We start from the raw sequence: 12,973 nt of genomic DNA, 5'->3' as shown, positions 1-12,973 counted from the left end.
CCCCGACTACTCTGGGGAACATGAATTTTAACTTCCGAAGCGCGTTTTCTTCCGCGCGCACTGCGGTCGCTACCACCGCTGCGGCGCTGGCCACCACCGCCTCGCGCGCCACGGGCCGCGGCGCGGGCGGCATGATTGGCGGACTCATCGCCAATGCCATCGACCCCACCATCATGCAGAACTTGGCCAATCAGCGCCCGGCTATCCTGGTCACCGGAACCAACGGCAAGTCCACGACCACGCGCATGCTGGCCGCCGCAGTGCGCGCCGAACACACCGTGGCCACCAACGATGGTGGCGACAACATGGATGCGGGAATCATCTCCGCGCTCTTGGCCGGCAAAGATGCGAGCCATCTAGTCCTTGAGGTAGACGAGCTTCACGTTCCCCACGTCGCGGATAATCTCAACCCCACCGCGCTGGTGCTGCTGAACCTTTCCCGCGATCAGCTGGACCGCGTGGGTGAGATCAACAAGATTGAGCGCGCCTTGCGCGGCGCCGTCGAGGCCCACCCGGACATGCTCGTCATCGCCAACTGCGATGACGTCCTCATGACCTCCGTGGCCTATGACGCGAAGAATGTCATTTGGGTTTCCGCGGGTGCCGGCTGGATGGGTGAATCCGTCACTTGCCCGCGCACTGGGGGCCACATCGTACGCGAGGGCGAGGACTGGCACGCGGTCAAGCCGCTTGCCGACGGCCGCGCATTCCGCCGCCCCACCCCCACCTGGGCAGTGACGGAGGACGGGCTGGTGAGCCCGGAGGGCGTCGATAAGCTGCGCCTTTCCCTCCCAGGCCGCGCGAACCGCGGCAATGCTGCCCAAGCCGTCGCCGCCGCGGTCGAAGCTTTCGGCGTGGACCGCCACAAGGCCATTGCCGCTGCGGAAGGCGTCGATGATGTGGCCGGACGCTACTCCACCATCACGCTGGGCAAGCGCACGATTCGTCTCCTCCTGGCCAAGAACCCGGCCGGCTGGCAAGAAGCGCTGTCCATGGTGGACCGAGAGGCAGATGGCTTGGTCATCGCCGCCAATGGCCACGTCGCCGACGGTATTGATATGTCCTGGCTATGGGACGTTCGCTTTGAGGACTTCGAAGGTATTCCCGTCAAGGCAGCGGGTGAGCGCGGCACCGACCTCGCAGTGCGTTTGGTCTATGCGGATATCTCGCACGAGCTCATCGCAGACCCACTCGCCGCTATTCAATCCTGCCCGGAGGGCCGCATCGAGGTCTTGGCCAACTACACCGCCTTCCGTGATCTGAAGAAGGCCCTCACCGCCGCAGCAGCAAAGGAGCACTCGAATGACTAGCCTGCAGATTGGCCTCATCCTCCCTGACATCCTGGGTACCTACGGCGATGACGGCAACGCCCTGGTCCTGCGCCAGCGCGCCCGCATGCGCGGCCACGAGGCTGAGATCGTGCCCATCAAGCTAGGTGAGCCGGTGCCGGATTCTCTCGACGTCTACACCCTTGGCGGCGGCGAGGACACCGCGCAGATTCTCGCCGCAGAGCACCTCATCGCCGATGGCGGCCTGACCCGCGCGGCGGCCGCGAAGCGCCCGATTCTGGCGATTTGTGCAGGCCTACAGGTACTCGGCGAGTCCTTCCGTGCGTCCGGCCGCGTGGTGGATGGTGTGGGGCTCATCGACGCCACCACCGCCTCCATGACCGAGCGCGCTATCGGTGAGGTAGCCACGGAACCGACCAAGGCCGGAATCACCGCTGAGCTCACCGAGCCGCTCACCGGTTTTGAGAACCACATGGGTGCAACCATCCTGGGGCCTGCCGCCCAACCGCTGGGAACGCTCACGCGCGGAACCGGCAATGCGGATACCGCCGCCATTCTGGACCTCTCCGACAGGGCCGTCCAGCGCGGTGCCGAGGGCGCGGTACAGGGCAGCGTTATCGCCACCTACATGCACGGCCCCGTCTTGGCGCGCAACCCGCAGCTGGCGGATCTGCTGCTGGCCAAGGCCATGGGAGTCGCGCTCAGCGAGCTTGAGCCCTTGAACATCCCTGCCATTAACCAGCTGCGCACCGAGCGTTTTAACGCCTCGGAGCCGCCGCGCTCGCAGCGCTAGATATCAATAGAAGTAACTAACTGAACCGATTGACCACAACCTTCGGCACACGGTACCGTAGGCAACGGACGCACTAAGGTGCTCCACTTCCGAAGCTCGTGTGAACAACACGAGTTTTCGCGTATCCAGGGGGTGTTCCTATATAGTTTGTCAACCTCGCGGGTGGATTAGCCGGGGTTATTCGGCAGGGCGAAGGCGATCCCTCGCCCACTTTTCGGCCTCTTCAGTCGCAGCGGTAGACGCGTCCAGAGCGTTCACGATGCTCCGTTGCTGGCCACCATCAAGACGATCCTACTGCTCGTTCAAGGCCGCGACGATGATCGCCTGGGCGTGCACGCTGACCCCAATCTGAGTGTTCCCGATACTGCCCAGGAGCAGCGAGCCCATATGACTACTTGTTCAAGTCGGTTAGAATCCAAGCACTACCCGGATTATCCAGAGAAAAAGTGAGAGCAACTGTCGTTGACTCCATGATTAAAGAAGACGGACTTGATGGAGAACACAGATCGAGAGCCTGTCGAGAGAACCTCACCCATTGTTCGCTGTCGCCCTTTCCTCTAAGAAAGAGGAAGTTTTCGTGATCGGAGAAGCCGTGTTCTGGAACAGGGGGATCATCAGCCATAAGTGTTTCTTTGACTGTTTGATACGGAGTGTATGGGCACACGAGCGAAAACTCAGTCCACTCTGGTCCGTAGAGTTCCTCCAGTGTGATGGACTCAGTAACGGGCATTGCATGTCCCGATCGTCCTAGGGACGCGAGATGAGAAGCCAATGGGTCATCAAAACTACAAGAGGAGAGTAATAGGGAGACAATACTAGTGAACCCTATCCGCGCCATCATGCGTCTCATTAACATAAACCCCTTCTCGTGCCTATCCTAGGAAAGTGGAGATAGCAGTCCAATGCTAGCCCAGAGGGCGCACTGGTTCAGAGCAGAAGCTTCGTCGCCACTACTTGCGAAAGCAAATCCAAGAAATCGACCTTGGGCATTGTTATACAGGTCCATGCTGGTCTCATCCGCTGGCCCCTGAGCGACAGTTTCGTGGTTAGTAGCAATGCGTTCAGCTGCATCTGCACCGATTCTCATCGTCATCAGGGCATTCCACGAGCAGTGCCGAAAAACATCGCCCTTTCCATTGTGGAGTGATGTGGCGCCAGGAAACCGGTTCTGCGCTTCCATACTCGCGGTTGTGGCTGCCTGATTGGCGATGCCGCATGATACTACATCGACCAGCGCGATGCAGGACAGCATTTCAAGGCCCTGGATATATATCCGGTAGGGGTCCAACTGGGCGGTCGCAAAAGGCGCTACCTGAGGATTGATGTCAGTGACCCTGGCACGTTCAACTGCAGCAATGATTGCGCGTTGTTCATTAGCTGACAGGGATGCGAAGTAACCGTACGGGTCGGCTCGAAGTAGAAAGCCATCTTTACCAAACAGTTCAGTGCGCAGATTGGATCTTTGCCCTACTTGGAAGGATTTCAGCCTACAAATATGACCCAGATTTCAAGGATTTCGACTGGGCAATCAAGTATTTCGGAAACCGACTAGCCCATGCGAGTAGTCCCCACAGCAAGATTCGTGCCGCAGGAACAGGTCGGGACGTTTATGCGAATCATCTTGGCAGCTACCGCAGTTGTTTTCCAAACCCGAAATCCCCATGAGTCCTACCGATATGGAAGCTCTGGCGAAAAAGTTCAACGGTTAATTCTCTATTTTCTGAAGCGCCGGTTTAAACCGTTAGGCGGCCGCTCAACGCACGCGAAAGCGTCAGCTCATCGACGAACTCAAGGTCGCCGCCCAGCGGCATGCCGGAAGCTAGGCGCGTGATTTTCAGTCCCGGGAAGTCTCGTAGCAGACGCACAAGATAAGCTGCGGTGGCCTCGCCCTCGGTGTTGGGATCGGTGGCGAGGATGACCTCGGTGATGTCCGGGGAGTCGTCGTAAAGCGGCTCCTCCGGGGTGGAGTCCGCCAGCTCTCGGTCCGGTAGCACGCCGCCGAGGCGCTGCAGTAGTTGCGAGATGTTGAGATCCTTCGGGCCCACGTTCGCCAACGGATCGAGTGCGCCGCCGAGCACGTGATAGCGGCCGTCATATTCGCCGGTGCGCTCGATAACCTGAATGTCCTTGGGCTCTTCCACCACGCAGATGGTGGAAGCATCGCGCTGCGAATTGATGCAAATGCGGCAGACTTCCTCGCGGGAAATATTGCAGCAGATGCGGCAGAAGGTCACCCCATCACGCACTGCCCCCAGCGCCTTCTGGAGGCGGTCAATCTCCTCTGGGTCTTGATGCAGTACGTGGAAGGCGATGCGTTGCGCTGACTTCGGGCCAATACCCGGCAGGCGCGAGAACTCATCGATGAGATCCTGCAGAGGTCCTTCAAACACGCAATGCTCCCCTCACTCAACAATCCCCTAAGCCCTAGCGGCTGGAGACACAACAAAAGGCCGCGCCGCCCTCCGCAAGAGGGCAACAACGGCCTTTAAGTCTAACGCGCGGCTTACTGGTTACCGCCGAAGACATCCTGGATGGACGGACCATCGTAGTTCTGCTGGGACTGCCCCATGCCCTGGGACAGCGGGCCAATCTTCTCCTGGGCCAGGCGGCCAGCAGCAGCGTGAGCCTCCTTGAAGGCGCCAACGATGAGGTCCTGAAGGGTATCGATATCCTCCGGGTCGACGACGGACTTATCAATGGACACGCTCTGCAGCTCAGCGCCGCCGGTCATGGTGACCTTCACTAGGCCATTGCCAGCGCTACCCTCAACGGTGGCGGCCAGGATTTCCTTCTGAGCCTTCTCCAGCTCAGCCTGGACACGGGCGGCCTGCGCCAGGATCTCGTTCATGTCATTTGCCTGCTGCATCGGGTCGTTCTCAGTCATGCTAAAAATCCTTTCACACGGTTATTTTCACTACGGGCCAAGTGTACAGATGCCACGCTAGAGCCGCCGCGCTCCCAACTCCTGTGCGAGGAGCTCCATCGCGACTTCCGTGGCATTGCGGTGGTCCATCTCGCCGGCGTTCTGCGCGGCCTCCATCATCTCGCGTTCCTCATCCGCGCGGGTGTATTCTGGCTGCGGGGCGGGAGCTTGTTGAGGCGCAGGCTGTTGTGGCGCGGCAGGCGCTTGGCCTGCGCTTTCCGGCGCCCCACCCATCCCTGCCGGCGGACCGTAGTCCTCCGGTGGTGCTTCGAACTCACCCTCGTCCGGGCCCGGCTCCGGCGGCAGCGGAACGCCGTTGCCAAACTTGGGAACCTTGGAAAACTCTTCATCCCGCTGGGCCGCTACTTGGCTCGCTTGCGCGATGCGTGATCGCCATTGGCTGCCACGGGCCTCCCTCTTTGGGGGCACTGCTGCCCCGCGCGGGGCAGTCTCCGGTCGCGTGCCTGCATCCTCGCGCGCACCGTGCTGAGACTGGGGCTGATCCGCCGTCATTTCAGACGACGGCCCCTGCTGCCCGATCCGACGCGGCGCGCCCCACGGGTCATCGCTAGCGTCGCCGCGTTCCTTCACCTCGGGTTCGCTGGTCTTGCCGACCTCTTCAGATTCTGTTTCTGCTGTGGAAGCTGGCGCAGTTTCGGAAGAGTGCGAATCAGTAGCGTCGTCCGGAGTCTCCGGACTCTCTGCCTCCTCGTCGGGCTCAGCGGGCTCACGTGGCGGTTGGTTGGGGTTCCACTGGGTACGTTGAACTGGCTCAGTCACCGTGAACCCGTGGGCCTTCGGGTCGGTGCCGATGACACACGTGACCTTCAGGGTGCGGTTGAGCTCCTCCTGAAGGACGGTCACGATGACCTCGTTGGTGCCTGGAGAATTGATGCGTTCCGCCAGCGCACCGGTGGTGTGCCCAAGAACCAAGGTGTCATCACGCACGCCAAGGACACGGGCTTCGGCGAGCATGATTTCAGCGACCTTGTTGCGACGGCCAATGGTGGCGCGCAGGTCCGACCAACGCCCGCGAATCTCCGCGGCTGGGTCCTGAGGCTGCTCAGCCTCAGGATGCTGTTCTCGAGCCTGTTCTTGTTGTTCCGTCTGCTCCTGTTGCTGCTGTTCGTGCTGTTCCTGTTGCTGGCGCTCCGGCTGCTCTTGGCGCTGTTTAGGCTGCTCTGGCTGCGGCTCAGGCTGCGCCTCCGGCTGTGCAGAACGCTCTGGCACTTGGGGCTGCGAGTCCTCGGGGGCTGGGGTCTGCTGCGCCTGCTGGACTGCTTCCTGAGCCTTTTCGGCCTGCTGCGGTTGCTGCAGTGGTTGCTGTTGCTGGGCCTCTTGCTTTGCTGCTTGACGGCTGCGGCGCTGCGCGATGATAGCCGCAGCGGCGGCCGCGGGATCCTGGGCGCTGGCGACCGCAGATTGCTGGCGCTGAGCAGGCGCGGTGGGCTGCCCTGCGGGTGCCGAAGGCTGCGCTCCCGCACCTTGCGGGGCAGCGGTGGGTAGCTGACCGGCCGCTGCCGCTGCGGGGGCGGCACCAACGATGAGGTGCGCACACAAAATTTCTAGAAGTAGCCGTGGGGACGTCGCTCCCCGCAGGGAGGACACGCGCTCGTTGACGGTTTCCGCCAGGTAGGCCAGCTGCGGGCCGGAGAAACGCTGCGCCTGGGCAGTCAGTACTTCCCCGCGGTCAGTCGGAGCCGAGACCAAACCTTCCTCCAACGCGGATGGCACGGCCTGCAAGATCATCAAATCCCGCAAACGATCCAAGAGGTCAATAGCAAAACGACGGGGATCGTGGCCGGCTTCAATGACATCGTCGACAAGCCGGAAAAGCCCCGCTTTATCCTGGCTAGCCAGAGCCTCAATCGTGTTATCCAGCAAGCCCTCGTCCGTGACACCCAGAAGCGGACGGGCCACATCGTAGGTCAAGCCATCGGGCCCCGCGCCCGCCAACAGCTGGTCCAGGATGGATAACGTGTCACGCGGTGACCCGCCGCCGGCCTGGATGACCATGGGGTACACGGTGTCATCCACGTGGACGTTCTCCGAGGCCACGGTGCGCTCCAACAGCCCCTTCATCGCCGGCGGGGTTAGCAGGCGGAAGGGGTAGTGGTGGGTACGCGAGCGGATGGTGCCGATGATCTTTTCCGGCTCCGTCGTGGCAAAGATAAAGATCACGTGCTCCGGTGGCTCCTCTACCACCTTGAGCAAAGCATTGGCACCGGAGGCGGAAATCATGTGGGCCTCATCGATGATGAAGATGCGGTAGCGCGACTCCGCCGGCGCGTAGTAGGCGCGGTCACGCAGCTCACGCATGTCCTCGACACCATTGTGGGAAGCGGCATCGAGCTCCGTGACATCCAAGTTGCCCGGCCCGCCAGGGGCCAGCGAGACGCAGGAATCGCACACCCCGCACGGCGTGGAGGTGGGGCCCTGTTCGCAGTTCAGCGAGCGGGCCATGATGCGCGCAGACGACGTCTTTCCGCAGCCACGCGGGCCGGAAAAGAGGTAGGCATGGTTAATGCGCCCCGCATCAAGGGCGGCGGACAACGGCGTGGTGACCTGCTCTTGGCCTACCACTTCCGCGAACGTTGCTGGACGATATTTCCGGTAAAGAGCCACGGTTAGTCAGTCTAGCGTCTCGCCCCGACACGTCACTCCGAGCGCTGCCAATCCAGTAGATCGATGCCTTGCTCCGCCACCGCCTGCTGCAGCGCCGGCACGCCTTCCTCGACGGCGTAGGCGTACTCGGCGTCGCTCAGCATCAGCAGTTGGCAGACCAGTGTCAGGCGGCCCTCCTCCGCCACCTGCGGGGTCTGTCCACCCCACAGGTACGGGGCGATGAGCATGCCATGACGCACGCTCACGTGGGCGAAGCGCTCGTCCCCTTCAGCAAAAAGTTTGGGCAGGAGCAAACCCGGCTGCGCGGGCAGCAAGCCTGCGGACTCTGTGAGCAATGCCGCTGCCGCACTCACTGCAGCAGCCGCTTCAGCCTGGTTGGTGCGGGCGACGGTGAGGAGCTCGCAGCGCACATCGATCCCCTGCTCGGCGTGCGCCAAGCCGGTATCGACGTCGGCGAATCCACAAGTGACCGCAAGGGACTGTTCACCCTCCAGCGAAGCTAAGCCCAAGCGCTGCCCCTCGACATTCTTAAACGCCAGTTCAGCGGGAATAATCTGGTCGAGCCAGTAGGCCGTCTCGTCAGAGTTGATTGCCTTATGCCCCCAGCTTCTCCAGTGCGGCGAGCAACACACAGGTGGCCACGCCATCCATTGCTGCCTCAACTTCTTCCTGCGGCGGCAGGGACGGGGCCAAGCGAATGTTGTGGTCCTTCTCGTCCTTGCCGTAGGGGAAGGCCGAGCCAGCCTTGGTCAGGAGAATGCCGGCATCGCGGGCCAGCTCCCACACGCGGGTCGCGGTGCCCTCCAGCACGTTCAGGGAGATGAAGTAGCCACCCTCCGGGTGGGTCCAATCAGCGATTTCGTGATGGGTGAGGTTCTTATCCAGGATGCGCAGAACCGCTTCGAACTTCGGCGCCAGCAGCGCAGCGTGGCGGCGCATAACCGCACGCACGCCCTCGGCGGAACCAAAGAACTCGTAGTGTGCCAGCTGGTTAATCTTGTTCGGGCCAATGCCGCGGATTCCGGCATGTTCCAGGTACCACTTCAGGTTGTCCGCGGAGGATCCGAAGAAGCTCACGCCGGAGCCAGCGAAGGTGATCTTCGACGACGAGGACATAGCCCAGAAGCGGTCCGGGTTACCTTCCTGCTCTGCAATCTCCAGAATCGGCAGAACCTCCGGGAAGTCCTCGGTCAGCGTGTGCACGGCATAAGCGTTATCCCACACGATGCGGAAGTCCGGTGCACCGGTCTCCATCGCTGCAAGGCGGCGAGTCTTCTCTTCAGAGATGACAGCGCCCGAAGGGTTGGAGAACATCGGCACTACCCACATGCCCTTGACCTGCGGGTCCTTGGCCAGCTCCTCTACCGCCTCGATGTCCGGGCCGTCTTCTTCCATCGGTACCGAAATCAGCTCGAAGCCGAAGGATTCCGTGATGGCGAAGTGGCGGTCATATCCCGGGGTGGGGCAGATCCACTTGATGGTCTCTTCCTTGGACCACGGCTTCTCAGAGCTGTTGGTGCCGAAGGTGTAGGCCCACAGGATGAGGTCATACATGATGTTCAGGGAGGAAGAATCCGCCGCGATGAGGAGCTCCGGATCCATGTTGGTGAGCTTGCCCCACAGTTCACGCAGCTCCTTGATGCCCTTCTGGTTACCGTAGTTGCGCAGGTCATTGCCTGCGGCATCGGTGTAGTGGCCGCGGCCCGGCAGGACGAGCAGATCATTGGACAGATCAAGCTGAGCCTTAGACGGCTTTCCTCGGGTCAAGTCAAGTTCCAAACCCTCAGCCTTGAGGGCCTCGTAGTCCTTGCGTACCTGCGCGGCAAGCTCAGTAAGCTCGGACTTTTCAAGATTAAGAAGAGACATCCGTCTTCCTTCCGGGACGTAGTGCGGACATATGGCAACCATACTAACGCCCCGTTACATCCCCCGTGTTAAAGCACACAAAATAAAAGGGGACCCCGCGCACCCGCCAGAGCCTCCTGACCCTTGCTGCATTCCTGCCCTGGGGGAGTTCAGAGGATGGACGCCACGCGGAATCCTGCAGTCTAGCCTAGCGTGCCTTGCTTGTCGACGCCAAACCGCTCCCCCACCGCCCGGCTCCCGCTCCGCTTCCAAGCGCACTTCTTACCTCGCGCCCCTAAACCCTCAAGTTCTTCGCGCTGACCTGGCGATTTTGCTTCATTAGGGGGCTCATGTAATGTTTCTCAGCGGAGGATTCGACTAGCGGCCTATGTCACACGCCTGGAACGCGTGCGGGAGTCACATCCCTCAGGGGTTCAAATCCCCTATCCTCCGCCACTGGGAAATCCCGGGCTTCACAGCATCACGCTAAGAGGTCCGGGATTTCTCGCATTTAGCACTGTAGACCCTTAAGCCTTAAGCCGACCGGGCAAAGGAACCAAAGTAGGCTTAAGGGACATTTCGTGTGGATTTGGGCTTAAGGGACATTTCGTGTGGATTTGCGGCGTGTCGCGCTAAGGGACATTTCGTGTGGATTTAGGAGCGTCCGGCCCAGCCTTTTCTTATGCCTAAGCTGGGGTTCCATTCGTTGTCGATGTGGGTGTCGTATGTGGCTGGTCGTCCGTCTGGGTGGCCACGTCGTGTGAGTTCTTCTTTTGCCCAGGCTGCGCGTGCTGCTTTTTCTCCTTGGCGTCCGAAGTCTTGTTGCTTGGTTAACTCCAGTGGCGCTACCGGGTCTTCGGTGTGGGTGTAGAGCCACCAGTCCATGGTGATGCGCTGATGCTCATCGAACATGCCCCGATGGTTTCCTGCTAAGTCTTTGAGTTGTTTGTTGATGCCGCCTTCCAGCAGGTTTGTGGTGGCTTTTAAGTCCTGTGTGACACCTTCAGGCGGGTCAAGGAAAGTAAATAATTGTCCAGCGTGAATAAGCTTTTCTAGCCGTTTTAGAGCCCTGCGGGCGTTGCGGTGGGTGTACCACCATTTCTGGTTGGGGCTGACCCATTTCGGTACTTGGCCTGCTGGTATAGCACTGCGGTAGGTTCGCTCTTTAAGCCAATCAGCAAAGGTAATGCGGGTGTGGTGGACTGCAGCAGTAAACCGCGCAGCATCTTCACGGTTGTGTACCTGGACGAGCATGTAGCCCAGTTTCCGGATTGCTTTATGCGCTGGGTGAATCGGGTTGCGGCTGATATCAGCAAAAGTGTTGCGCTGGACGTGGACTAAGCAACGCTGGATGGCAACGTCGGGCCATTTAATGCGCAGTGCCTTGAGTGCTCCGCCTGCCCCGTCGGTGGTGACGATGAGTGGTTGCGCGATTTTGTCGAGCAGTTTCAGGTACTCGTAGGAGCTTTCACGCAGGCACCAGTGCCAGGCGATGACGTGTGTTTCGGTGCAGGCTACCAGCAGGCATTTTTTGTGGAAGTAGGTGCCGTCGATAAAGACCTGGTCATAAACCCGATAGGGGTCAGTAGTCGTGGGCACGGTGATAAACCACAGCAGCTTGAACCACCGGGTTAAAGTCCGCCTTGTTACCCCAAGGCGTTTGGCTAAATGGTCTGCGGATTCGCCGGAAAGAATCCAGTCGATAAAGATTTTGAAGTGCCGAATATCGCTGGTGTGTGCGCGGGTATTAATCGATGAAACGTTGCACTGAGGACACAACCAGCGTTGGGTTCCTGCCGCGGTTTTGCCGTTCTTAACCAATCCGTGGCCGCACATGTCACACGACGGCCGATTCCTATTAGCCATAGGAATTGGCCTTACCGCACCAGCAGCAGTCCCCTTATCACAGACCTAGGACTATCCGGTGTTGATTTCACAGATCGGGCCGTTGGAACCGATTCAAAATCAAGATCACCGTATTATCCCAGGCTGCCCCAGGAATCCGTATCGGTTTATCCACACGAAATGTCCCTTAAGCCCCAAAGTAGGGGAACCATTTGCGGAACTCCAAACGGAAAACCCCAGGTGGTTACATGCAACACTTCGCATAAGGTTTCAGTACTTTGGTTTCTTTGCAGCCCGTCTGCCAGCCGTGCAATCCAACCCAAACGCTGTTAATCGAACTCGGGAGCCTCGTAGCCGTCTTCCTTGAGCCACTCCACGTGTGGCGGGGTGTTCATGCCCCACTCGGTGCGGGCAAGCAGGAGGGCCTCTTTCACCTCGGCCTCGCCATAGCCGCCATCGCGCAGGTACTGGCGGAAACCGTTGGGCCCCGGTTCTTTGATCCACAGCCACACGTAGTCATCCAGTGTGCTATCCCCCAGGATGTCTTCCATGCCCGCCGGTAGCAGCTCGCGCCCGGCGCGCACGCGCTCCTCCAAGTCCTCTTCAAAGAAGTCATAGAGGTAGTCTAGACCGTCTTCCAGATGGGCGTACTCAAAGGCTTCCATGCTGCTCCGTTCTACACCGTTCCATCCCAGACAAAGGGCTCCCGTGAAAGCTTATCGGGGATAAAGCGTTCGAGGAGGTCCGCGGCGGTATTAATCCCTTCGGCGTCATAGCCCAGCGAGCGGGAGAGCAGGCGGATCACATCGCTTAGTTCTCGCCCCGGATCCGCGAGTAACTGGCGGAGAGTTACTGCCCCATCGCGCTTGGACAGGCGGACGTTGTTCGAATTCAGCACGAGCGGGACATGAACGAACTCCGGCTCCGGATAGCCCAGCTTGTGCGCCAGGTAGGCCTGACGCGGGGCGGAAGACAGCAAGTCATCGCCGCGCACGATCTGATCGACACCTTGGAAGGCATCGTCAACGACGACCGCCAAGTTATAGGCCCAGTCCATACCCTGGCTCGGATCCGCCGGGGGCTGGCCGCCACGGCGCAAGATGAAGTCATCCACCTCCCCGGTGTACTCGCCGGCGAAGGCGTCATGGATGGTGAAGGAGGAGACGTCAGCACGCAAGCGTATGGCGGGCACGCGGTTCTGGGCGGCGAGCTCGGCGCGTTTGGCCTTGCGCTCGGCGTCACTGAGATCGCGGCACGTTCCCGGATACTGCCCAGGAATAGCATGCGGCGCACGGGAAGCTTCCTGGATATCTTTGCGCGAGCAGTAACACTCAAAGGTAGGAAGCTGCGCCAGCGCCGCCTCATAAGCCGCATAGCGATCCTGCTGGTAGATGACTTCCCCGTCCCAGTCCAGGCCGAGCGCGGCAAGGTCCTCCAACTGGCGTTGTGCCGACTCCCGGGAGGAGCGCTGCGTGTCAATGTCTTCCACGCGAACAAGGAAGCGGCGCCCACTGCTTCGGGCGTAGAGCCAAGCCAGCAACGCCGTGCGCAGGTTACCCAGATGCAGATCTCCGGACGGGCTCGGGGCATAGCGCCCAGCGGGGCTGAGAAAATCCATGGCAACCAGTCTACGAGGAGTCCCGCGCGCGTCGG

11 protein-coding genes, 1 tRNA gene and 1 other RNA gene are annotated in these 12,973 nt (G+C 60.5%); 3 read left to right on the top strand and 10 right to left on the bottom strand.

Annotation, left to right across the window (positions count from 1 at the left end; translation table 11 throughout):
* Window positions 1-20 precede the first annotated feature (20 nt).
* Together CAURI_RS01065 and CAURI_RS01060 are read left to right on the top strand one after the other, a co-directional pair.
* A complete protein-coding gene (locus CAURI_RS01065) occupies window positions 21-1,310 on the top strand; it encodes a Mur ligase family protein (protein ID WP_010189996.1) in 1,290 nt (429 codons plus the stop codon).
* Window positions 1,303-2,082 (top strand): type 1 glutamine amidotransferase, encoded by a 780-nt coding sequence (locus tag CAURI_RS01060; RefSeq protein WP_010189997.1) that lies wholly within the window; start codon window positions 1,303-1,305, stop codon window positions 2,080-2,082. The genes CAURI_RS01065 and CAURI_RS01060 overlap by 8 nt, the downstream gene beginning before the upstream one ends.
* A gap of 877 nt (window positions 2,083-2,959) precedes the next feature.
* On the opposite strand, the gene CAURI_RS14245 is transcribed toward CAURI_RS01060, so the two are convergent.
* From CAURI_RS14245 to ffs, 7 genes are all read right to left on the bottom strand, one after another.
* A complete protein-coding gene (locus CAURI_RS14245) occupies window positions 2,960-3,334 on the bottom strand; it encodes a DUF6973 domain-containing protein (RefSeq protein ID WP_371325732.1) in 375 nt (124 codons plus the stop codon).
* A 481-nt stretch (window positions 3,335-3,815) separates the two neighbouring features.
* Window positions 3,816-4,472, bottom strand: coding sequence for a recombination mediator RecR (recR, locus tag CAURI_RS01055; RefSeq protein WP_010190001.1), 657 nt, complete (start codon window positions 4,470-4,472; stop codon window positions 3,816-3,818).
* A 113-nt stretch (window positions 4,473-4,585) separates the two neighbouring features.
* Window positions 4,586-4,966 (bottom strand): YbaB/EbfC family nucleoid-associated protein, encoded by a 381-nt coding sequence (locus CAURI_RS01050; RefSeq protein ID WP_010190004.1) that lies wholly within the window; start codon window positions 4,964-4,966, stop codon window positions 4,586-4,588.
* Between the two features lie 57 nt (window positions 4,967-5,023).
* The gene (locus CAURI_RS01045) at window positions 5,024-7,630 is read right to left on the bottom strand and encodes a DNA polymerase III subunit gamma and tau (RefSeq protein WP_012714764.1); all 2,607 of its coding nucleotides are present in this window, start codon (window positions 7,628-7,630) and stop codon (window positions 5,024-5,026) included.
* 32 nt (window positions 7,631-7,662) lie between these two features.
* On the bottom strand, window positions 7,663-8,277 hold the full coding sequence (locus CAURI_RS01040; protein ID WP_080550381.1) for a suppressor of fused domain protein: 615 nt from the start codon (window positions 8,275-8,277) through the stop codon (window positions 7,663-7,665).
* Window positions 8,225-9,496: an aspartate aminotransferase type Ic gene (locus tag CAURI_RS01035; RefSeq protein WP_010190010.1), complete on the bottom strand. Its 1,272-nt coding sequence runs from the start codon at window positions 9,494-9,496 to the stop codon at window positions 8,225-8,227. The genes CAURI_RS01040 and CAURI_RS01035 overlap by 53 nt, the downstream gene beginning before the upstream one ends.
* 81 nt (window positions 9,497-9,577) lie before the next feature.
* Window positions 9,578-9,676, bottom strand: an RNA gene (gene ffs / locus CAURI_RS13360) — signal recognition particle sRNA small type.
* Between the two features lie 166 nt (window positions 9,677-9,842).
* Between ffs and CAURI_RS01030 the strand changes: the two genes are divergently transcribed.
* Window positions 9,843-9,931: transfer RNA gene (locus tag CAURI_RS01030), tRNA-Ser, on the top strand.
* A gap of 198 nt (window positions 9,932-10,129) precedes the next feature.
* On the opposite strand, the gene CAURI_RS01025 is transcribed toward CAURI_RS01030, so the two are convergent.
* The 3 genes from CAURI_RS01025 to gluQRS all read right to left on the bottom strand — a co-directional run bounded on the left by CAURI_RS01025 (window position 10,130) and on the right by gluQRS (window position 12,938).
* On the bottom strand, window positions 10,130-11,341 hold the full coding sequence (locus CAURI_RS01025; RefSeq protein ID WP_012714761.1) for an IS256-like element ISCau1 family transposase: 1,212 nt from the start codon (window positions 11,339-11,341) through the stop codon (window positions 10,130-10,132).
* Between the two features lie 308 nt (window positions 11,342-11,649).
* Window positions 11,650-11,985, bottom strand: a complete 336-nt coding sequence (locus CAURI_RS01020) for a hypothetical protein (protein WP_010188430.1) — start codon at window positions 11,983-11,985, stop codon at window positions 11,650-11,652.
* Between the two features lie 11 nt (window positions 11,986-11,996).
* Complete coding sequence (gene gluQRS, locus CAURI_RS01015; RefSeq protein WP_010188429.1) at window positions 11,997-12,938, bottom strand: tRNA glutamyl-Q(34) synthetase GluQRS; 942 nt, start codon at window positions 12,936-12,938, stop codon at window positions 11,997-11,999.
* Window positions 12,939-12,973 lie beyond the last annotated feature (35 nt).

This window comes from Corynebacterium aurimucosum ATCC 700975 (assembly GCF_000022905.1).
Taxonomy (GTDB): Bacteria; Actinomycetota; Actinomycetes; order Mycobacteriales; family Mycobacteriaceae; genus Corynebacterium; species Corynebacterium aurimucosum_F.
This window is presented reverse-complemented; position numbering and strand designations above follow the sequence as displayed.